The 21,970-nt window shown below is 64.8% G+C and carries 19 protein-coding genes and 1 riboswitch; of the genes, 14 read left to right on the forward strand and 5 right to left on the reverse strand.

All coding sequences use genetic code 11. From position 1 onward, the window contains the following. Nucleotides 1-27 precede the first annotated feature (27 nt). The 14 genes from DSM43276_RS10600 to gcvP all read left to right on the forward strand — a co-directional run bounded on the left by DSM43276_RS10600 (nucleotide 28) and on the right by gcvP (nucleotide 13,648). The gene (locus DSM43276_RS10600) at nucleotides 28-1,302 is read left to right on the forward strand and encodes an acyl-CoA dehydrogenase family protein (protein ID WP_078331104.1); all 1,275 of its coding nucleotides are present in this window, start codon (nucleotides 28-30) and stop codon (nucleotides 1,300-1,302) included. Nucleotides 1,303-1,350: 48 nt separating this feature from the next. After that, nucleotides 1,351-1,524, forward strand: a complete 174-nt coding sequence (locus DSM43276_RS23815; RefSeq protein ID WP_234803106.1) for a hypothetical protein — start codon at nucleotides 1,351-1,353, stop codon at nucleotides 1,522-1,524. A 65-nt stretch (nucleotides 1,525-1,589) separates the two neighbouring features. Further along, the gene (locus tag DSM43276_RS10605) at nucleotides 1,590-2,042 is read left to right on the forward strand and encodes a GNAT family N-acetyltransferase (protein WP_234803107.1); all 453 of its coding nucleotides are present in this window, start codon (nucleotides 1,590-1,592) and stop codon (nucleotides 2,040-2,042) included. 8 nt (nucleotides 2,043-2,050) lie between these two features. After that, nucleotides 2,051-4,375, forward strand: a complete 2,325-nt coding sequence (gene secA2 / locus DSM43276_RS10610) for an accessory Sec system translocase SecA2 (RefSeq protein ID WP_078331105.1) — start codon at nucleotides 2,051-2,053, stop codon at nucleotides 4,373-4,375. A 56-nt stretch (nucleotides 4,376-4,431) separates the two neighbouring features. Further along, on the forward strand, nucleotides 4,432-5,061 hold the full coding sequence (locus DSM43276_RS10615) for a CDP-alcohol phosphatidyltransferase family protein (protein ID WP_078331106.1): 630 nt from the start codon (nucleotides 4,432-4,434) through the stop codon (nucleotides 5,059-5,061). A gap of 1 nt (nucleotide 5,062) precedes the next feature. Beyond that, nucleotides 5,063-6,007 (forward strand): DUF881 domain-containing protein, encoded by a 945-nt coding sequence (locus DSM43276_RS10620; protein ID WP_078331107.1) that lies wholly within the window; start codon nucleotides 5,063-5,065, stop codon nucleotides 6,005-6,007. A 36-nt stretch (nucleotides 6,008-6,043) separates the two neighbouring features. Continuing rightward, on the forward strand, nucleotides 6,044-6,376 hold the full coding sequence (locus DSM43276_RS10625; protein WP_005058551.1) for a small basic family protein: 333 nt from the start codon (nucleotides 6,044-6,046) through the stop codon (nucleotides 6,374-6,376). A 4-nt stretch (nucleotides 6,377-6,380) separates the two neighbouring features. Continuing rightward, entirely contained in the window at nucleotides 6,381-7,139 is a 759-nt protein-coding gene (locus DSM43276_RS10630) for a DUF881 domain-containing protein (RefSeq protein WP_078331108.1), read from the forward strand. A 55-nt stretch (nucleotides 7,140-7,194) separates the two neighbouring features. Then, nucleotides 7,195-7,590 carry a glycine cleavage system protein GcvH gene (gene gcvH, locus DSM43276_RS10635; RefSeq protein ID WP_078331109.1) on the forward strand — a complete coding sequence of 132 codons (396 nt, stop codon included), beginning with the start codon at nucleotides 7,195-7,197 and terminating at the stop codon, nucleotides 7,588-7,590. Between the two features lie 227 nt (nucleotides 7,591-7,817). Further along, on the forward strand, nucleotides 7,818-8,291 hold the full coding sequence (garA, locus tag DSM43276_RS10640; protein WP_078331110.1) for a glycogen accumulation regulator GarA: 474 nt from the start codon (nucleotides 7,818-7,820) through the stop codon (nucleotides 8,289-8,291). Continuing rightward, nucleotides 8,288-9,031, forward strand: coding sequence for a transcriptional regulator FtsR (gene ftsR / locus DSM43276_RS10645; protein ID WP_078331111.1), 744 nt, complete (start codon nucleotides 8,288-8,290; stop codon nucleotides 9,029-9,031). The genes garA and ftsR overlap by 4 nt, the downstream gene beginning before the upstream one ends. A 46-nt stretch (nucleotides 9,032-9,077) precedes the next feature. Next, nucleotides 9,078-9,581 (forward strand): bifunctional nuclease family protein, encoded by a 504-nt coding sequence (locus tag DSM43276_RS10650; RefSeq protein WP_078327328.1) that lies wholly within the window; start codon nucleotides 9,078-9,080, stop codon nucleotides 9,579-9,581. Nucleotides 9,582-9,838: 257 nt separating this feature from the next. Beyond that, on the forward strand, nucleotides 9,839-10,465 hold the full coding sequence (locus tag DSM43276_RS10655; RefSeq protein ID WP_078331112.1) for a MerR family transcriptional regulator: 627 nt from the start codon (nucleotides 9,839-9,841) through the stop codon (nucleotides 10,463-10,465). A gap of 62 nt (nucleotides 10,466-10,527) precedes the next feature. Continuing rightward, a riboswitch (glycine riboswitch) is annotated at nucleotides 10,528-10,625 on the forward strand. A gap of 185 nt (nucleotides 10,626-10,810) precedes the next feature. Beyond that, a complete protein-coding gene (gene gcvP, locus DSM43276_RS10660) occupies nucleotides 10,811-13,648 on the forward strand; it encodes an aminomethyl-transferring glycine dehydrogenase (RefSeq protein WP_078331113.1) in 2,838 nt (945 codons plus the stop codon). 45 nt (nucleotides 13,649-13,693) lie between these two features. Here the strand turns inward: gcvP and DSM43276_RS10665 are convergent, their stop codons facing one another. The 5 genes from DSM43276_RS10665 to DSM43276_RS10685 form a co-directional block, all read right to left on the reverse strand. After that, entirely contained in the window at nucleotides 13,694-15,532 is a 1,839-nt protein-coding gene (locus DSM43276_RS10665) for a vWA domain-containing protein (protein WP_078331114.1), read from the reverse strand. A gap of 189 nt (nucleotides 15,533-15,721) precedes the next feature. Then, the gene (locus DSM43276_RS10670) at nucleotides 15,722-17,929 is read right to left on the reverse strand and encodes a malate synthase G (protein WP_078331115.1); all 2,208 of its coding nucleotides are present in this window, start codon (nucleotides 17,927-17,929) and stop codon (nucleotides 15,722-15,724) included. Between the two features lie 100 nt (nucleotides 17,930-18,029). After that, entirely contained in the window at nucleotides 18,030-19,097 is a 1,068-nt protein-coding gene (locus tag DSM43276_RS10675) for a hemolysin family protein (RefSeq protein WP_078331117.1), read from the reverse strand. Then, nucleotides 19,090-20,451, reverse strand: a complete 1,362-nt coding sequence (locus DSM43276_RS10680; protein WP_078331116.1) for a hemolysin family protein — start codon at nucleotides 20,449-20,451, stop codon at nucleotides 19,090-19,092. The genes DSM43276_RS10675 and DSM43276_RS10680 overlap by 8 nt, the downstream gene beginning before the upstream one ends. 81 nt (nucleotides 20,452-20,532) lie before the next feature. Next, nucleotides 20,533-21,969, reverse strand: coding sequence for a GuaB1 family IMP dehydrogenase-related protein (locus DSM43276_RS10685; RefSeq protein WP_136629035.1), 1,437 nt, complete (start codon nucleotides 21,967-21,969; stop codon nucleotides 20,533-20,535). Nucleotide 21,970 lies beyond the last annotated feature (1 nt).

Genomic DNA, 21,970 nt, shown 5'->3' on the forward strand with positions numbered 1-21,970 from the left:
TCACTTTCACTGAAGAAAGCAGGACACATGCTCGACTGGTCACCGATTGACCTCGCGGTGCGTGACGCCGTTCGCCAGTTCATCGACAAGGAGGTCAGACCTCACGTCGATGCCCTGGAGTCCGGTGAGATGGAGCCGTATCCCATCATCCGGAAGATGTTCGCCACCTTTGGCATCGACGCTCTTGCCAAAGAGGCGCTGCAGAAGCAGATCGAGAAAAAGCAGGCTCGCGAGACCGCATTGGCCGCCGGGGAACCGCTAGCAGACTCCGCGAAGTCCGGTGGCGGGGGAGTCATGGGACTAGCGGGCGGGTCCGCAGGCATGGGATTCGTTCTCACCAGTGAAATCTCGCGTGTCTGTATGGGTTTAGTGACAGGCATGGGTGTGAGCATGGGGCTTACCGTGCCGACCATCGCCTCTCGCGGCACCGCCGCACAGATGGAGCGGTGGCTGCCCGAGCTGGTTACCTACGAGAAGGTGGGTGCGTGGGCCATCACCGAACCCGATTCGGGCTCTGATGCATTCGGCGGCATGAAGACGTACGTCACCCGCGACGGCGAGGACTACATCCTCAATGGGCAGAAGACCTTCATCACCAATGGGCCCGATGCCGATGTCATCGTCGTCTATGCCAAGTTGGATGAGAAGGACCCGTCGGTCGACAAGCGCGACCGTACGGTGCTGACCTTTGTGCTCGACAAGGGCATGGAAGGCTTTGTGCAGTCAAAGCCGTTGCGCAAGATGGGTATCCACAGCTCACGCACCGGGCAGCTGTTCTTCCAGAATGTCCGTCTCGGCAAAGACCGGCTGCTGGGCGAATCGGAGACCAACGACCAGGGCGACGGGCGTGACAGCGCCCGGGCCAACTTTTCGATGGAACGCATCGGTGTAGCGGCGCTCGCTCTCGGTGTCATCGAGGAGTGTCTACGGCTCTCGCTGGACTACGCCAAGGCACGCACCCTGTGGGGCAAGGAAATCGCCCAGTTCCAGCTCATCCAGCTGAAGCTGGCGAAGATGGAAGTGGCCCGGCTCAACGTGCGGAACATGCTGTTCCATGCGATCGAGAGCCTGTCCGAGAACAAGACACCATCGCTGGCGGAGGCCTCGGCCATCAAGCTCTACTGCTCTGAGGCCGCCACCGACGTCGCGATGGACGCCGTGCAGCTCTTCGGCGGCAACGGCTACATGACGGAGTATCGGGTCGAACAGCTGGCGCGCGATGCCAAGTCGCTCATGATCTACGCCGGCAGCAACGAAGTTCAGATCACCCATATCGCCAAGGGCCTGCTGGCAGGCAACTAGCACGGTAATCGGCTCGACAGCCCGGCGCCGGCGTATCAGGCTGAGGCGATGCTGGCGCGCCTTCACGAGGATCTGGCGGAGTACTGGGCCCTGGCCGGGCCGCTGTACTCCGCCGATCCCGTGCTGCACACCGTCGAGCTACATGTCGGTGCGCGGCTTCGTGGGACGGCTTCTGATCCCGCGGTAGCGCTCATCACCCTGACCGATCTAGGGCATCGATGACGGGTGCGGCGATCCGATACCACCGACGAGCGGCTCTACCGCCTCGACCATTTTCAACCCCGCGCGTGTCCGGCAGGCCGCAACCGGTTACCGCGGATGCCATCGAGGTGATGGTGCCGTGGAGTATTGAGTACAGCCTGGAGACGTTCGGCGTGGCGACTCCAGCCGCTGAGGCGCGGCGCTGGCTCGTAGGCTCCTACCAACTGGGGGATGTCTACCTGCATGGGGAACACGGAGGCGTGCCCGTTGCCATGGCCGGAGCGCGGGCACCGATCGAAGGGGTATCGCGGATCGGTCCGGTGTACACCCCGCCTGCGCATCGGGGCCGCGGCTACGGCAGCGCCGTCACGGCGGCGGCCTGCGAGTGGGCGCGACAAGCCGGAGCTCAGGAGATCGTCCTCACCACCGATCTGGCCAACTCGACCTCCAACTCGATCTACCGCAAGCTCGGATTTCGGGCGGTAGTCGATTCGGTGATCGTCGAGTTCGCGGCACCGGCGGCACTCCGAGCTCCCTGACGTACCGTGTGCATGTGCGTAAGTCGAACACCCCCTCACGGTTCACCGGGAAGTTCTGGAAGCTCCTCGGTGCCGCCACCGATAAGAACCAGGGCCAGTCGCTGGACCTCGTGGACGCCTCGAAGAAGTACGACGAGAAGGCCAAGGACCTCACCGACGAGCAGCTCACCAAGGCGGCCAAGAAGCTCGACCTGGCCGAGGGCATCGAGTCCAAGGACATCGGCCAGTTCCTCGCGATCGTGCGTGAGGCCGCCGAACGCACCATCGACGAGCGACCGTTCGACGTTCAGCTGCTGGGCGCATTGCGCATGCTCGACGGCGACGTCATCGAAATGGCCACCGGCGAGGGCAAGACCCTCACCGGCGCGATCACCGCCGCCGCGTACGCGTTGGGCGGGCGCAGCGTGCATGTCATCTCGGTCAACGACTACCTGGCCCGGCGCGACGCCGAATGGATGGGATCGCTCCTGGAGCGGCTGGGGTTGACGGTCGGATGGATCACCGAGGAATCCACCGCCGACGAACGTCGGAAGGCCTACGCCTGTGACGTCACCTACGGGTCAGTCAACGAGATCGGCTTCGACGTGCTGCGCGACCAATTGGCGATCGACGTCGACGACCTGGTGTCACCGAGCCCCGACGTCGCAGTCGTCGACGAGGCCGACTCGGTGCTGGTCGACGAGGCCCTGGTGCCCCTGGTGCTGGCCGGTACCAGCCATCGGGAAGCCCCGAGCTCTGAGGTCATCGAAGCGGTACGCGAACTGACCGCCGGAGAGGACTACGAGGCCGACAACGATCGCCGCAACATCTTCCTTACCGACACCGGCGCCCGGCGGCTGGAAAAGCGGCTGGGGAACATCGATCTGTATTCCGAGCAGAACGTCGGGACGACCCTCACCGAGGTCAACGTCGCACTGCACGCACATGTACTTCTGGAGCGCGACGTGCACTACATCGTGCGCGATGGTGCCGTGCACCTCATCAACTCCTCGCGGGGCCGCATCGCGGCCCTGCAGCGCTGGCCCGATGGCTTGCAGGCAGCGGTCGAAGCCAAGGAAGGCATCGAAACCACCGACACCGGTGAGGTTCTCGACACCATTACCGTGCAGGCCCTCATCAACAGGTACCCGCGTGTGTGCGGAATGACCGGTACGGCACTCGCCGCAGGCGAACAGCTTCGGCAGTTCTACAAGCTGGGCGTTTCACCGATCCCGCCCAACACCCCGAACATTCGCGAGGACCAGCCCGACCGCGTGTACATCACCGAGGCGAGCAAGAACGACGCCCTCGTCGCGCATATCGCCGAGATCCACTCCACCGGCCAGCCGGTGCTCGTCGGCACGCATGATGTCGCCGAATCTGAGGCGCTGCACCACCGTTTGGTGCGTTCCGGGGTTCCTGCCGTCGTGCTGAACGCCAAGAACGACGCCGAGGAGGCCCGCGTCATCGCCGAGGCCGGTGCGCTCAAGACCGTCACGGTATCTACTCAGATGGCCGGCCGCGGTACCGATATCCGACTGGGTGGCTCCGAGGAGACCGATTACGACGCCGTCGTGGAAGTGGGTGGGCTGCACGTCGTCGGCACCGGGCGACACCGCACCGAACGGCTCGACAACCAGCTGCGCGGACGTGCCGGACGCCAGGGCGACCCGGGTTCGTCGGTCTTCTTTTCCAGCTGGGAGGACGAGGTTGTTGTGGCATACCTTGATTCGGCCAAGCTCCCTACCGAGACCGATGACGACGGACAGATCGTCAGCACCAAAGCGGGCGGTCTACTCGACCACGCGCAGCGAGTCGCCGAGGGTGCGATGCTCGATCTGCATGCCAACACCTGGCGTTACAACCAACTGATTGCCCAGCAGCGCGCCATCATCTCCGATCGCCGGGACACCCTGCTGCGCACCGACACAGCCCGCAAGGAGCTCAAGGAGCGTTCTGCCGAGCGCTATGACGAGCTGGCGGAGGAACTTTCCGAAGAGCGGCTGGAGCGCATCTCGCGCCAGATCATGCTGTACCACCTCGACCGGGGTTGGGCGGATCACCTGGCGTACCTGTCGGACGTACGAGAGAGCATCCACCTGCGCGCGCTCGGGCGGCAGAACCCTATCGATGAGTTCCACCGGCTCGCCGTGGATGCCTTCGCGTCGCTGGCCGCCGATGCCGTGGAGGCCGCACAGCAGACCTTCGAGACCGCGAATCTGGTTGACGACGAACAGGGATTGGATCTGTCGAAGCTTGCCCGGCCGACCTCGACATGGACCTACATGATCCACGACGATCCACGCAAGAACGACAGCCTCTCGATTCTGAACCTGCCCGGCGTCTTCAGCTGACGACAAGGAGCCTGTTTACGCGGGGTATCGCTTCGCGAATATGAGAGGCTGGCCGGATGGGAACCGACGAGCCGCTTGCGCGAAGAGCTTCAGCTCCTGCGGAACCGCGCTCCGGAGACGACCGGATACTGACGGTCCCCAATGTGCTGAGCGTCATTCGGCTGGCGTTCATCCCGCTGTTCCTTTACCTGCTGCTGGTGAAGCACGCCGACGGCTGGGCCGTCGCCATTCTGATGCTGAGCGGCTTCACCGACTGGGCCGACGGCAAGATTGCCCGGCTGATGAATCAGTCGTCACACCTGGGCGCGCTCCTGGACCCGGCCGCAGACCGGCTGTACATGGTGACCACCCCGATCGCATTCGCCATCCGGGACATCGTGCCCTGGTGGATCGTCCTCACCCTGATGGCCCGCGACCTCATTCTCACCCTCGGACTACCCATCGTGCGCCGCCGCGGAATCGAGGCGTTGCCGGTTACCTATCTCGGCAAGGCCGCGACCTTCGCATTGATGTCGGCGTTCCCGCTGATCCTGATCGGCGAATGGGACTCGCTGTGGGGCAGGATAATCGGCCCCTGCGGTTGGGCATTCCTATTGTGGGGGCTGGGCATGTACCTGTGGACGTTCGTGCTCTACGTCGCGCAGATCGTGCTGGTGGTCCGGCAGCTGCCGAGGGTCGGCACCTGACATGAGCGCCGACGACCCCATACACGGCAATGGGCCGCATCTCATGGGTGGTTTCGAACCTGAGGAGGGTTTGGGCCATCACAGCGCGAACCGGCCCAAGCGCAATCCGGTGCCCTCGTTGTTGCGCACCTTGCTTTCCGATCACCTGGACGCCGGATACGCCGAGGCGGCCGCCGCCTGCGCCGGCGGGGCCGCGCCGCGCTCACGTCTGGCTGAATGGGGTTGGCAGGCACTCGCTGCCATCGCCATTGCCGCCGTCTTCGCGGCGGCCGTCGCGCAGACGACCCGCATCGCGCCCGGCGTGATGCAGGAGAAGCAGGGACTGCTGGCGAGTATCCGGAGCGAAAAGCGCGATTCGGGAGCGCTCGAGTCGACGCGCGACCAGTTGTCGGCAGAGGTGGCCGGTGCTCGGCGCGGCCAGCTGGAGGGCAATGAGCAGGGCAAGGAGCTACTGAATCGGTTGGACCAGTTGGGTCTTGCGGCGGCGAGCACCCCAGTGCGCGGACCCGCGCTGATCGTCACGCTGGCCGATCCGGGCAGTACCGGCGACCTCTCAGACGTCTCGAAGGAACGCATCCCGCGTAGTCAACAGGTTATTCTCGACCGCGACATGCAGCTCGTCGTCAACTCGCTGTGGAACAGTGGCGCAGAGGCGATTTCGGTCTCGGACGTGCGCATCGGCCCCAACGTGACGATGCGTCAGGCCGGGGGAGCGATCCTGGTCGACAACCAGCCCATCAGCTCGCCATACCGGATCGTCGCCATCGGCCCCGCCAACACGATGCGGTCCTCATTCGAGCGCAGTCCGGGCATGGCCAGGATGCGGCTTCTGCAGAAGTCCTATGGCATCCGGCTTACCCTCGGCACTCAGGAGAACGTCCAGCTGGCCCCTGCGGCTAATCGGGACGTGAAGTACGCCAAGGAAATTCCCACAGGAGCCCGATGACATGACCCGGACCGTGACGAGGAGAGGAAGTAGACGATGATCGGCATTGTCGCGCTGGCGATCGGCGTGGTTTTGGGACTGGTGTTTCACCCGAATGTGCCCGACGCCGTCGCCCCATACTTGCCGATCGCGGTGGTGGCCGCGCTCGATGCGCTCTTCGGCGGTGCGCGGGCCTATTTGGACCAGATATTCGATTCGAAGGTGTTCGTAGTCTCCTTCGTGTTCAACGTGCTGGTAGCGGCGCTAATCGTCTTTGTGGGCGACCAGCTCGGGGTCGGCACGCAGCTCTCCACGGCCATCATCGTCGTTCTCGGCATTCGCATCTTCGGCAACGCTGCCGCCCTGCGACGCAGGTTGTTTGGGGCGTAAGCAGATGACCGATTCCCAGCACGAACCGCACCCCGGCAAGCACGAGATGCCCAAGACGCGCCGTCCGCCGACGCGTACTCAGGTCACCTTTGGAGTACTGGGTGTCGTGCTGTGCGCACTGCTGGGGCTGGCGATCACCACCCAGGTTCGCCAAACCGAATCCGGCGATGGGCTGGACACCGCACGGCCCGCTGACCTGCTGGTGCTGCTCGACTCGTTGCAGCAGCGCGACGCCAACCTGAACAAGGAGATCGCAGACTTGCAGCAGAGCCTTATCACCATGCGCGCCAGCGGAACCGGCAATCAGGCGGTGATCAACGACGCCAAGGCTCGGCTGTCGGCGCTGTCGATCATGGTGGGCACCGTCGGTGCCACCGGACCAGGCGTCGTCCTCACCATCAACGATCCCGGGCAAGGCCTCGGACCGGAAGCCCTACTCGACATCATCAACGAGCTACGGGCGGCCGGCGCGGAGGCGATCGAGATCAGATCGGGCGATACGTCGGTGCGCATCGGGGCCGATTCATGGGTGACCGGGACCCCGGGACAGCTCACTGTCGATGGGACGCCCCTAGCGCCCCCGTATTCGGTTCTGGCGATAGGCGATCCGCCGACACTCGCGGCGGCGATGAACATTCCCGGCGGCGCCGTCGACACCGTGTCGCGAGTTGGCGGTGGCGTTACCATCGACCAGCCGACACGCGTAGACATCACCACCTTGCGGGAACCGAAACCGCGCCAATACGCTCAGCCCGGCAAGTAGCCCTCCGGGCCCAGCGACTACGCAGACCACTGACCGAGAGCAAGGATGATTCACCGTGACCGAAATTCCTGCCGACCTGCACTACACCGAGGAACACGAATGGGTGCGGCGCACGGGTGAGCGCACCGTGCGCATCGGGATCACCGACTACGCACAGTCGCAGCTCGGCGACGTGGTGTTCGTCCAGCTGCCGGATGTCGGCTCGGATCTGACCGCCGGCTCCACGTTCGGTGAGGTGGAGTCCACCAAGTCGGTATCTGATCTGTTCGCGCCGATCACCGCGAAAGTTGTTGGTGCGAATGGTGATTTGGATTCCAACCCGCAGCTGGTCAATTCCGACCCTTATGGCGACGGATGGTTGGTCGATCTTGAAGTCACCAGTGCGGCAGACCTCGACGCGGCTCTTAATGACCTCTTAGACGCAACGGGATATGGTGACGCCACCGATTAGGAGGGCGCCAGCTCTCCAACCCGTCCGATGACCACTATTTCGGGCGGACCACTGTCCGAAACAGCCGAGGTGGCCCGTTACGGGCAGTCAGACGGTACGGTCGGAAATGAGCGGCGATGAGCGCTCGCCGCGAAGAGCATGAGGGCAGATGAGGGTCGCGAAGAGCATCAAGCTCAGCGAGATCCGCACTGACAATCGAATCCTCCAGGGGCGAGGAAGAAGGAGCGATGGTGACCGATAACGACAAGGACGACACGTCAGGCGAGGTCACCGCGGAGACGACCTCGGTGTTCCGCGCCGATTTCGCGACGGAGCTGGAAGCGCCCGCACAGGCCTCTACCGACGTGTCGGGTGTCGAGGGATTGCCCGCCGGTTCGGCACTGTTAGTGGTCAAGCGCGGACCCAACGCGGGATCGCGATTTCTGCTCGATCAGGCAACCACGTCGGCCGGGCGGCACCCCGACAGTGACATCTTCCTCGATGACGTCACGGTAAGCCGTCGTCACGCCGAATTCCGGCTTGACAGTGATGAATTCCAGGTAGTCGACGTGGGCAGCCTCAACGGCACCTACGTCAACCGCGAGCCCGTGGATTCCGCGGTTCTCGCCAACGGCGACGAAGTGCAGATCGGAAAGTTCCGTCTGGTCTTCCTGACCGGGCCGAAGTCGGCCGGCGACGACACCGCCTCGGGTGGCCAGTGACAGCTCCCGACCGGCCGGCTCTCACCGGAATGTCGATTGGGTCGGTACTCGACCTGTTGCGTCCGGAGTTTCCGGACGTCACGATCTCGAAGATTCGATTCCTCGAATCGGAGGGCCTGGTTACCCCGTCGCGTAGCGCGTCGGGGTATCGCCGGTTTTCGGCCTATGACGCCGAGCGGCTCCGGTTCATCCTGACCGCACAACGCGATCACTACTTGCCGTTAAAGGTGATCAAGGAGCAGCTCGACGCTCAGCCCGACGGTGCTCTGCCCGATGTGGCGGGTTTCAGCGGCGGCCCTCGTCTGTTTGCCATCAGTGATGGTGAAGACACCAACAGTGCTGCCCGTCAAGGATTTTCATCCGTACGTCCCACCCGGCTCAGCCGCGAGGACCTGCTGTCTCGTTCCGGAGCTGATGAGGTGCTGCTGACCTCGCTCATCAGGGCGGGGATCATCACTGCCGGACCGGGCGGTTTCTTCGATGAATACACGGTCCTGATCGTTCAGTGCGCCGCCGAACTGGCCGACTACGGTGTCGAGCCGCGGCACCTGCGCACCTTCCGGTCGGCAGTCGATCGCGAGACCGATTTGATTGCCCAGATCGTGGGCCCGACCGTCAAGGCCAATAAGGCAGGAGCCCGCGACCGCGCCGATGACCTGATCCGGGAGGTGGCGGCGCTGTCGATCGCGCTTCACGGCGCGATGATCAAGTCCGCCGTGCGCGGCGTCCTCGATCGCTGAGTACTAGACTCGCGGTACGACAGAAGTACTGGTGTTGGAGGGCACGATGAGCGAAGTTCGAGTCGTGGGAATCCGCGTGGAGCAGCCCCAGAACCAGCCGGTGTTGTTGCTACGGGAGTCCGACGGCGATCGTTACCTGCCGATCTGGATCGGTCAGTCCGAGGCTGCGGCCATTGCCCTGGAACAGCAGGGGGTGGAACCGGCGCGGCCGCTCACCCATGACCTGATCCGTGATCTCATTGTCGCCCTTGGGCATTCGCTCAAGGAAGTACGGATCGTGGATCTGCAAGAAGGTACGTTTTACGCAGATCTTGTTTTCGATAGCGATATCCGGGTGTCGGCACGACCGTCGGATTCGGTGGCAATCGCGCTGCGCGTAGGGGTTCCGATCTACGTCGAGGAAGCCGTACTGGCCGAGGCCGGCTTGATCATTCCGGACGAGGACGACGAGGACTCCGGCGGAGCGCTGCGAGAAGACGAGGTCGAGAAGTTCAAGGAGTTCCTCGACAGCGTGTCGCCCGACGACTTCAAGGCCACGGAAGGCCCGTAAACAGGGCCTTAAGTAACGAGTAAGTCTCAACCTGACCTTTACAGTCTCAACCCGGGCGCGTCGCGTTGACCGTAATTTCCCGGAGGTCATAATTTGACTCAGCGGCCGGCACGGGGCAGCGCAAGGAGCGTATGCTCGGAGAATTCGTGCTTGGACGAACGCACTACCGGCGGACTCGGTTCCTTGAAATTTCTCAGGGGATTTCTCAGGAACCGCGCCACGAGAGCCGGCGAAGCGATCGGTGAGAGGGAGCAGAAGTGGTCGAACAGCCGCAGCAGGGGCAGCTGGACATGACGCTGGATGGTGGCGCGGCGAGTTCCGCCGAGTCATCAGCGTCTGACGGACCTGTCCAGCCGGGTCTCTTCCCCGATGACTCCGTTCCCGACCAGCTCGTCGGCTACCGCGGACCCAGTGCCTGCCAGGTTGCCGGCATCACGTATCGCCAGCTGGACTACTGGGCCCGCACCTCACTGGTGGTTCCCTCGATCCGCGGCGCCGCCGGCTCTGGCAGCCAGCGCCTGTACTCCTTCAAGGACATCCTGGTCCTCAAGATCGTCAAGCGACTGCTGGACACCGGAATCTCACTGCAGAACATTCGGGTTGCCGTCGAACACCTGCGTCAGCGTGGGGTCGAGGATCTCGCGAACATCACGCTGTTCTCGGACGGCACCACGGTCTATGAATGCACCTCCGCCGAAGAGGTCGTCGACCTGCTGCAGGGCGGACAGGGTGTATTCGGCATCGCGGTCAGCGGTGCCATGCGCGAGTTGACCGGCGCCATCGCCGAGTTCCCGGGGGAGCGCGCCGACGGCGGCGAGGCCATCGAGGCGCCCGAGGACGAGCTGGCCTCCCGTCGTAAGGATCGCGCCCGCAAGATCGGCTGATCCGACTCCGCCAACTCGGCGGTCTGGACCAGAGGGTTAACTCGCGTAAACTGGTCGAGCATCGCCCGCGGGCGGGAGAGTGTCATGACCGCCAGTCATGGCCGCCGAAGGAGCAACACCTCTCCGCCAATCTCTCAGGCCCCCGAACCGCTCTCGGCCCCGATGCCTCTGAAAAGCGGTGATCTGATTTTGTGATCGGATCACCCGCCGACGGGGAAAGGCGCTCACCCCGGAATCTGCCCGGTGAGACGACCGAATCTCTCAGGCGCCCGTACCGGGTTGATGACAGAGGGAGGGGAGACGCCGTCGCGTGCCCGTCGCGTGACTCGGCCCTCCGGGAGTGTCATGTCTTTCGCCGATCGCCATATCGGTCCCACCGCCGCTGATATCGACACCATGCTTGTCACCATCGGCGTGGCCAGCCTCGATGAGCTCGCTGAGAAGGCCGTTCCGGCCAGCATCCTCGATGAGCAGCACGGCGGCCTCGCCACCGGCCTCGACGCGCTCCCGCCAGCGGCATCCGAGCACGAAGCTCTGGACGCGCTGCGCACACTTGCTAGCCAGAACACGATTGCCGTGTCGATGATCGGGCAGGGCTACTTCGACACGCTGACACCGCCGGTACTTCGCCGGAACATTCTGGAGAACCCAGCCTGGTATACCGCGTACACGCCGTACCAGCCGGAGATCAGTCAGGGACGCCTTGAGGCACTGCTGAACTTCCAAACCATGGTCGCCGAGCTCACCGGCCTCGACATCGCGAATGCCTCGATGCTTGACGAGGGTACGGCCGCTGCCGAGGCGATGACGCTCATGCATCGGGCCGTGAAGTCCGGGTCCAACCGTCTGATTGTCGATGCCGATGTGTACGGGCAGACCGCGGCCGTGATCGCTACCCGGGCCGAACCACTCGGCATCGAGGTGGTGACCGCCGATCTCACCCAAGGACTGCCCGAAGGCGAGTTCTTCGGCGTGATCGTGCAGCTGCCCGGCGCCTCCGGGCTGGTGCGCGACTGGACGTCGGTCATCTCCGAGGCTCATCAGCGTGGCGCGCTGGTGGCGGTCGGCGCCGACCTGCTGGCCCTCACCCTCATCGCCCCACCCGGCGACATTGGTGCCGACGTCGCCTTCGGCACCACCCAACGCTTTGGTGTGCCCATGGGATTCGGTGGCCCACATGCCGGATACCTCGCGGTACACACGGCGCACGCCCGGCAGCTTCCAGGACGCCTCGTCGGGGTGTCGGTGGACGCCGACGGGGCACCCGCGTACCGGCTCTCACTGCAGACCCGCGAACAGCACATCCGCCGCGACAAGGCGACCAGCAATATCTGTACCGCGCAGGTGCTGCTGGCGGTGATGGCCGCCATGTACGCGAGCTACCACGGGCCGGAAGGGTTGCGCACCATCGCCACCCGGGTGCACCGCAACGCACAGCTGCTGGCCTCCGGGCTGACGCGCGGGGGCCACACCGTGGTGCACGGACAATTCTTCGACACGGTGCTGGTGCACGTTCCCGGCAAGGCCGCAGAGATCCAGGCCGCCGCCAAGGCCGAAGGGGTCAACATTTGGAGCCCCGACGGCGACCACGTCTCGATCGCCTGTGATGAGGCGACAACGCTGCCGCACCTGGTGTCGGTGCTGCGGGGATTCGGGACCGATATGTTCGAGGGCGCCCTGGAAGCCCCGCACCCTTCGGATATCGCGACCCGTGACTCGGATTACCTGACGCATCCTGCCTTCAACCGCTACCACAGCGAGACCGACATGATGCGGTACCTGCGCGCGCTGTCGGACAAGGACATTGCGTTGGACCGCAGCATGATTCCGCTCGGATCCTGCACCATGAAGCTCAACGCCGCCGCTGAAATGGAACCCATCACCTGGCCGCAGTTCGCCGCTCAGCACCCGTTTGCGCCGGCGAGCGATTCTCGCGGCCTGCGCACGCTGATCGCCGACCTCGAAGGCTGGCTGGCCGATATCACCGGGTACGACAACGTGAGCCTGCAGCCCAACGCGGGATCACAGGGCGAGTACGCGGGGCTGCTGGCCATCCGGCAGTACCACATCGACCGCGGCGAGAGTGATCGTGAGGTGTGCCTGATTCCGTCGAGCGCCCATGGCACCAACGCCGCTTCGGCGGCACTGGCGGGCATGCGCGTCGTGGTGGTGGGCTGTCGCGGGAACGGCGATGTCGACCTGGATGACCTGCGCACCAAGATCGCGGCGAATGCCAGTGCGCTGGCGGCGATCATGATCACGTACCCGTCCACCCACGGTGTCTACGAGCACGATATCGCCGACATCTGTGCGGCGGTGCACGACGCCGGGGGACAGGTGTACGTCGACGGCGCGAACTTGAACGCCCTTGTGGGACTTGCCCGTCCTGGGCGCTTCGGCGGCGATGTGAGCCACCTGAACTTGCACAAGACGTTCTGCATCCCTCACGGCGGCGGCGGGCCCGGCGTCGGACCTGTCGCGGTGCGTAGCCACCTCGCGCAGTACCTGCCGGGGCACCCGTACGCCGAGGAACTACCGTCCGGACCTCCGGTGTCTTCGGCGCCCTATGGTTCGGCATCGATCCTGCCGATCACCTGGGCCTACATCCGGATGATGGGACCCGACGGCCTGCGGGCGGCGTCGCTGACCGCGATCGCCTCGGCCAACTACCTGGCACGCCGTCTCGATGAGTACTACCCGGTGCTCTACACCGGCGATAGCGGCATGGTGGCCCACGAGTGCATCTTGGACCTGCGGGACATCACGAAGAACACCGGCGTTACCGTCGACGATGTGGCTAAGCGCCTGGCCGACTACGGTTTCCACGCACCGACCATGAGCTTCCCGGTGGCTGGCACGCTCATGGTGGAGCCCACCGAGAGCGAGAGCCTGGCCGAGGTGGACGCCTTCTGCGAGGCGATGATCGCGATCAAGGCCGAGATCGACAAGGTCGGCTCCGGAGTGTGGCCGGTGGAGGACAACCCGCTGCGCGGGGCGCCGCACACCGCCGAATCTCTCACCGCCGACGAGTGGAACCACCCCTACGGCCGCACCGAGGCGGCGTACCCGCTGGGAAAGGGTTTCCGCCCCAAGGTGTGGCCGCCGGTGCGTCGCATCGACGGCGCCTACGGCGACCGCAACCTGGTGTGCTCCTGCCCACCGATCGAGGCCTTCGCCGAGTAGTGATGTCGACGCGCAGTCCTCCGCACGCGGGGGACTGCTCGTCGACTAGGACACGAAGCGCGTGATAGCCGCGGCCAGCTCCGGGCTGTTCGAGGCCGCCAGGTTCTGGTAGGCACCGCCGGTCTGCTGGGCGAGCGTCTGCCAGGTCTGCTGATCGGAGTCGTTGCCGAAGTCAATCACGTTGATGCGCACCGGCCTTGCCGGATCTTTCTGTCGGTTGATCGTGTCGATGAGGCCGGCGCCGTCCAGGCTCTGATCGGTGTGCGAGTGGCCCGCCACGATCAGCACCGAATTGACTTGATTCGGACGGAAGCTGTTGACCGCTTCCTGGTACACATTGCGCAATGTAGTGAATGCCACCGCACCGTTGGACGTCGGCTGCAGCGCCGTCAACGCGTCGGCCACACTCTGCGACCTGGGCGCGCCCTCGACATCGTCGGCGGCAGCACCCAACCGCACAACGGTGTTGCCTTCCTTGCCGTCATACGTCCAGAGCCCGACACCAGAGCCCGGGGCAACGGTGCGGATGCGGTTGGCAAGTGCCCCAGTCACATCGGACAACTTCACGCCCTCGGAGGACAACGAGGAATCCAACATGATGGTGGTGGCCCCGGCGCCCGTTGAGGTGCCATCGGCCAGCGCGACACGAACCTTGTCCTCGATGCTCAGCGGCTTCTCGATCTTCGCGAAGCTCACCACATCGCTACTGGGCAGATCCGCTCCCTCGACACGGAAACCGGCCGCCGCGAGATCCTTGAGCTGATCCTTATCGCCTAGGAAACGCGCGAATTGGCTTGCCGCGGTGTGCTGCTCCTCGGAGAGCCACGCACCATCCAGCTGCACGGTGGGGTAGTCGGCAATAGGGGTCGCTCCGGTGGGCAGCCATGCGGCGACGACCTTCTTGGCGTCGCCGTTGCTGCGGGTGCGGGCATAGAGCTGCTGCTCTGTGGTGACCACAGAGTGCACCGCGGCACCAGGCTGCTCGCCACCGTCAAGCAGAGCACCCAGGGCATCGGAGAGATTGTTCGCGGGCAGCTTGGGAGCCGTCGCGGCCAACGACGCGGCCGCACCGGCACCGAGCTCGGGCGAATCACCGGGACGAACACTGGCGGCCGCCACCGCTTCCGCGGCGAGCTGCGTCGCATCGGCGTTACCGCTCGACGGCAGTGCCAATCGCAACGAGCCCCAACCGGGGAGGCCGAGACCGTCCAGCGAGTTCGGAACATTCTGCAGCGCAGGCAGATCCGCCCAGCTCTTATCGGCAGGAATGGCCTGGCGCAGCCTCGGGGTCGTCGCAATCACGACCGGCGTACTGACCAACGACCGGCTGTCACTCACGATGTTGGTCTTCGCCGCTGCCTTCAGCCGTGCCGAGGAGATCGAGCTCCCCGGGATCCACAGCGCCGGTTGCGCACCGAGCTCGGCGGGCCACTGACCTGTCAGTCCCTTGATCACGTTGGTCGTGTCTGCCGGGCGCACCGAGACGGTGAAGCAGTAGTCGCCGATCACTTCGTGCTTCTTGTTGAATCGTTCGGACAACTCGCCAATCCGGTCCGCGATCGATGGGTCGGCAACCACGGCGATGGTGTTGTCCCCGTGCACGCAGGTGGCGGAGGCCTCCGCTTGGTTGTCGGTCGTCCGCCTGTCGAAGTACCACCACAGTCCGATGGACACGGCCACCACGAGCACAGCCGCAACGACGCCGACCAGTCCCTTGCTGACGCCCCAGTTGCTACCGCCGCTGCGGTGCGACCGCTGCAAGCTGCCCGTGTCGAACTCTGAACCGGAGCTCGACACGTATTCCGGCTCGGCGTCCGCGTCCCAATCGTCGCTGTCGTCTCGATCGTTTGGGCTACCCGACCCAGATGCGCTGTGCCTGCCCATGTGTTGTCGCGACCCTTCTGATCGTGTCTAAATACTTGTCCAGCGGTTGACTACGAGTCCCGCTGCGCGTCGGCCCGAGTCTACTGTCCCTGACCGCCGATACCACGGTGCGCGCAACCAAACCGCGTCCAAATAGACACGGAGACGTACCCTGCACCACGAGGTAAAGGCACGCCGCAGGGCCATCCGCTACTTGGCCGCCGCAGCCTTGTACTCGCGACGGCGCCGGTGCAGGATCGGCTCGGTGTACCCGTTCGGCTGATCCTTACCCTCCAGGATGAGCTCCTTGGCGGCCTCGAAGGCAATGTTGCTGTCGAAGTCCGGAGCCATCGGACGGTAGTCCTTGTCACCGGCGTTCTGCCGATCGACAACCGGTGCCATCCGCTGGAGACCCTCGACCACCTCGTCCTCGGTGATGACATCGTGCCGCAGCCAGTTGGCCAGCAGCTGGCTGGAGATACGCAAGGTGGCACGGTCTTCCATAAGCGCCACGTCGTGGATGTCCGGAACCTTGGAACAGCCAACGCCATGGTCGATCCAGCGCACCACGTAGCCCAGGATCGACTGGCAGTTGTTGTCGATTTCCTCGCGGATGTCCTCCGCGGTCCAGTCGTGCCGTGATTCGGCCAACGGGATGGTGAGCAACGACTCCAGTTCGGCGCGGTGTTTACCGGCGAGCTCCTGGTCCACGGCCTTGACGTCAACCTGGTGATAGTGCAGCGCATGCAGGGTCGCCGCGGTGGGGGACGGCACCCACGCTGTGGTTGCTCCCGCGCGCGGCTGCGCGATCTTCTGCGCGACCATGTCGGCCATCAGGTCGGGCATGGCCCACATGCCCTTGCCGATCTGCGCCTTACCGGCCAATCCGGCGCCCAGTCCGGTGTCGACGTTGTGATCTTCGTACGCCAGGATCCACGGCTGTGACTTCATGACGGCCTTGCGGCACATCGGACCGGCTTCCATCGAGGTGTGGATCTCGTCGCCGGTGCGGTCCAGGAAGCCGGTGTTGATGAACACCACGCGATCCGAGGCGGCCTTGATGGCAGCCTTCAGATTGACGGTGGTGCGGCGCTCCTCATCCATGATGCCGACCTTGATGGTGGCGTGGGGAAGTCCGAGCACCTCTTCGACACGGCCGAACAACTCGGCGGTGAAGGCCACTTCCTCGGGCCCGTGCATCTTGGGCTTCACGATGTAGATGGACCCGGTGCGGCTGTTTTTCAGCGGACCGTTCTTCTTGCCGGAACGCAGGCCATGAATGGCGATGAGGCTGGTGAACAGCGCATCCTGGATACCCTCGGGCATCTCGTTACCCGCAGCGTCCACGATGGCGTCATTGGTCATCAGGTGACCAACGTTGCGGACGAACAGCAGGCTGCGGCCGGGCAGGGTCAGCTCGCCAGGTCCGGAAGCACCACCATCGGGGGTGTTGAACACACGGTCCTCGTTGAGCACCCGGGTGAACGTCTTACCGCCCTTGGAAACATCCTCGGACAGGTCACCCTTGTTGAGCCCCAACCAGTTTCGGTATCCAAGCACCTTGTCCTCGGCGTCCACGGCGGCCACCGAGTCCTCGAAGTCCATGATCGTGGTGATCGCCGATTCCAGCACGACGTCCTTGATGCCGGCCTTGTCGGTGGATCCGACGGGGGAGTCGGGGTCGATCAGGACCTCGATATGCAGGCCATGATTGATGAGCAGCACCGACCATTGCGGCTTACCGAGCTTGCCGGTGTAGCCGACGAACTGGTCGGGGTTCTGCAGCCCGGTGGAGAGTTCGTCGCCCAGCTCGATGAGCAGTTGACCGTCATCGATCTTCACGCCGACGGCGTCTTTCCATGAGCCGGCCGCCAGCGGCGCCGCACCATCGAGGACCTGGCGGGCGTACGCGATGACCTTGTCACCACGGATTTTGTTGTACGACGAGCCCTTCTCGGCCCCATCGGTTTCCGGGATGACGTCGGTGCCGTACAGCGCGTCGTAGAGGGAGCCCCAGCGTGCATTCGCGGCGTTGAGCGCGAAGCGCGCGTTCAGGATCGGAACAACCAGCTGCGGCCCTGCCGTCGTGGTGATCTCGTCGTCCACGTTGGCGGTGGTGATGGTGAAATCTTCGGGCTCGGAGACCAGGTAACCGATCTCGGTGAGGAACTCCCGATACTCCGAGGGATCCAGCGGCTCGATGGCGCGCTGCCGGTGCCAGCGATCAACCTGAGTTTGCAGGTCGTCGCGCCGGTCGAGGAGCTCGCGGTTCCGCGGAGCCAAATCGGTGACTACTTTGTCGACCCCAGCCCAGAAAGCGTCGGCATCCACACCGGTGCCCGGCAGGGCTTCGTTGGTGATGAAGTCGTACAGCACCCGCGCCACGCGCAGGTTGCCCACATCGACGCGATCACTCATCGCAACTCCTCTGTGTGGTTAAGGGGTCTGGGACCGGACGCTCGTGCGAATCGGTGAACAATGATCCTACTCATTGGTAGCCATCAACCCCGAAACCGCGCTATATGCGGTGAGTTCCATCACGCACGGTGCCGACGAGATCCTCCACCAGATCCTCCAGTGTGACCAGGCCCACTACGCTGCCGTCGGTGGTCGACATGAGCGCCAGATGACTGTTGCTACGGCGCAATGTCGACAGCGCCTCCGGTAGCGGAACCGAACCGTGCAACCGCGGCAGGGGCCGAATGAACGCGGGGTCGATGATCGCCTCCGGGTCGTCCCCCATGGTCAAGACGTCCTTTATGTGCAGATAGCCGAGGTAATCTCCGTGGGGTCCAATGACTGGGAATCGTGAGTAGCCAGTTTCGGCCACCACACGCTCCACAGCGGTCACCGAAGGTGCCTGCGCCGAGCCCGATACGGCGATCGATCGAATCTGGTTAGCGGGCACGACCACGTCCGCGACCACACGGTGCTGGATCTGCAACGCGCGCCGCAACCGGGTGTGTTCCTCCTCGTCAAGCAGCCCCTCGGACAGCGACTCCGCGATCATTTCCGAAAGCTCCACGGTCGACACCGTGACCTCAAGCTCGTCCTTGACCGGGACCTTGACGATCCGCAACGCGGTATTGGCGCACCAGTTGTAGAAGGCGATCAGGGGCCGCGCCAGCCGGATGTAGACGAGGTAGGGCGGAATCAGAAGCATGGCCGCGGATTCCGGGCCGGCGATGGCGATGTTCTTGGGCACCATTTCGCCGAGCAGCACGTGCAACAGCACCACGATCGACAGCGAGATGACGAACGCGACGGTGTGCGTCACCGCCGTGGGTGCGCCCAACAGCTCGAAGGGCCGTTCCAGAAGGTGCGCCACGGCCGGTTCTCCGATGCGGCCCAACAAAATTGAACAGATCGTGATGCCGAGCTGGGCGCCGGCGAGCATGAGGGATAGCTTCTGGCCGGCCATCATCACCGTCACCGCGCGCTTCTTACCGGCCTCCGCCAGCGCCTCAAGCCGATCCCTGCGGGCGGAGATGAGGGCGAATTCGGCGCCGACGAAAAACGCGTTTGCCAAAAGCAATGCGGCGGTGAGTAATACGCTCAGTACCTCTGTTTGTACGGTGCTACCCATCGTGGTCATTCCCCCGAGCGTCGGTGTCGGTCAGCTCGGTGAGCTCGATCTGATCGATCCGGCGACCGTCCATGCTCGCCACCCGAGCCCGCCAACGGGGCAGCTCAGCGAAAGGATGGTCCGGCACCACCGCTAACAATTCGACGGTGTCGCCGGCCGTCGGGATGTGACCGAGCTCTTGGAGCACCAGACCGCCGATGGTCTCGTACTCACCCTCGGGGGCCCGGTAGCCGGTCGCCGCGGAGACCTCGTCGATCCGCAGCAGACCCGACACCACCCAGCCGCCGCCGGAGGGCACCACGTCCGGGGTCGCGTCGTCATGCTCGTCGCGGACATCACCCACGATCTCCTCGATCATGTCCTCGACCGTTACCAGCCCGGCGGTGCCTCCGTATTCGTCGACCACCAACGCCGTCTGCATGCCGTTGGCCCGTACCTGCTCCATGACCGCGTCGCCGTCAAGGGTCGAGGGCACCACCGCGACCGGCCGGGCCAGACTCGCCAGTGTGGTTGTGGCACGGCGATCCCGTGGCACCTCGAAGATCTGCTTGACGTGGACGATGCCGATCGTCGCGTCAAGATCGCCCTCGGTGATCGGAAACCGCGAGAAGCCGGTGTCCACGGCGAGGGCGATCAGGTCGGCGACCGTGTCCGTCGCTTCGAGCGACTCGATCTCCGTGCGTGGGGTCATGAGTTCCTCGGCGGTGCGGCTCCCAAACCGCAGCGAACGGTCGACCAGCACCGCGGTGGTTTCGTCCAGCGCGCCGCTGCGGGCTGACGTGCGCACCAGTGACCCCAGTTCCTGGGGCGAACGCGCCGAGCGCAGTTCTTCGGCGGGCTCAATACCCATGCGCCGCAGCACCCAGTTGGCGATGCCGTTCAGCGCCCGGATCGCGAAGGCGAACACCGACGAGAACAGCACCATGGGCCCCGCGGTGGCGCGCGAGGTTGAGATGGGACGCGCCAAGGCGAAGTTCTTGGGCACCAGCTCACCGAAGATCATCGATATCGAGGTGGCGATGATGAGCGCCAGCACCAGCGATACCGCGCTGCTGACCGTCGCTCCGGTGTATCCGACCGCCTGGGTGAGCAGGCGCGCGATCACCGGCTCGGCCAGATAGCCGGTCACGAGCGTCGTGATGGTGATGCCGAGCTGAGCCCCCGACAGCTGGAACGAGAGCGTGCTGTGTGCTCGTTTGACCGACCTGTCCCGGCTATCGCCGGTCTTGGCACGCGCCTCGATGGAGCTGCGCTCCAATGCGGTCAGGGAGAACTCGGCAGCCACAAAGAGCGCCGTCCCCGCGGTCAGCGCGATGAACGCAAGCAAGCTCAGCCCGGTGAATAAGAGCGTCACCGCTGGCTGGCCCCTTAGGTTGAGTGATCACACGGTGTGACCATCGTGAGGCTCATGGTAACCGCGCAGGTCGCCGGGCGGTCACCAACCTTCGGGAAGCGGGCGTCCCTCGGCGAATCCGGCCGCCGACTGAACACCCAGAACCACCCGTTCGTGCAGCTCGGCCAGCGTGCGCGCACCGACATACGTGCAGGTACTGCGCACGCCCGAGATGATGTGGTCGATGAGGTCTTCCACACCGGGGCGTTGCGGGTCCAATGCGATCCGCGAGGTGGAAATACCCTCCTCGAACAGGCTCTTGCGGGCCTGGTCGAAGGCGCTGTCGCCGACGGTGCGGGCGGCCACCGCACGTTTGGATGCCATGCCGAAGCTGTCTTTGTAGCGGCGGCCACTGGCAGAGAGCTGCAGATCTCCGGGGGACTCGTGAGTGCCGGCGAACCACGAACCGATCATCACGTTGGCGGCACCCGCCGCGAGCGCCAGGGCAACATCCCGCGGGTGCCGAACCCCACCGTCGGCCCATACGTGCGCACCCAGTTCCCTTGCGGCCGCTGCGCATTCGATGACCGCGGAAAGCTGCGGGCGACCCACGCCGGTCATCATCCGGGTGGTGCACATGGCACCCGGACCCACGCCCACCTTGACGATGTCCGCACCGGCCCCGATCAGATCCCGGGTGCCCTGCGCCGACACCACGTTGCCCGCGGCGATGGGCACACCCAGCGACAGTTCCGCGACCGATGCGAGTGCCTCGATCATCTTCTGCTGATGTCCATGCGCGGTGTCGATGACCAGGAGATCCACCCCGGCCTGTGCCAAGGCCGTCGCCTTCGCGCGGACGTCGCCGTTGATACCGACCGCACCGGCGATGCGCAGGCGTCCGCTCGCATCCACGGCCGGCGTGTACAAACCCGCCCGGATCGCCCCGGTGCGGGTGAGTATCCCGGCCATGGTTCCGTCCGGACGCGTCACTACCGCTACCGGCACATGTGCCTCGGCCAGGCGATCGAAGATTGCCCGCGGATCGGTCCCCGCAGATACCGCGACGAAGTCGGTGGTCGCGATGTCGTGCACGCGGGTGAACCGATCGATGCCGGTACAGGCAGCCTCGGTGACCAGCCCCCGCGGCCTGCCGTCCTCAAGCACCACCGCGGCCCCGTGCGAGCGCTTGTGGATCAGTGCCATCGCCTCGCCCGCCGAATCGTCGGGCGCCAGGGTCACCGGCGTGTCGTAGACCAGATCGCGACTCTTGACGAACTCGACCGTCTGCGCAACCGCCTGCACCGGAAGATCCTGGGGCAGCACCGTGATTCCGCCACGGCGCGCGACGGTTTCGGCCATCCGCCGACCCGCCACCGCCGTCATGTTGGCGACCACGATCGGGATTGTGGTGCCGGTGCCGTCGGCGGTGGTCAGGTCGACATCGAACCGCGAGATGACATCCGAGTGGTTCGGCACCACGAAGACGTCGTCATAGGTCAGGTCGTACGGCGGCCGCTGCCCGTCTAGAAACTGCACA

Origin of the sequence: Mycobacteroides salmoniphilum (assembly GCF_004924335.1) — a bacterium.
Classification (GTDB): domain Bacteria; phylum Actinomycetota; class Actinomycetes; order Mycobacteriales; family Mycobacteriaceae; genus Mycobacterium; species Mycobacterium salmoniphilum.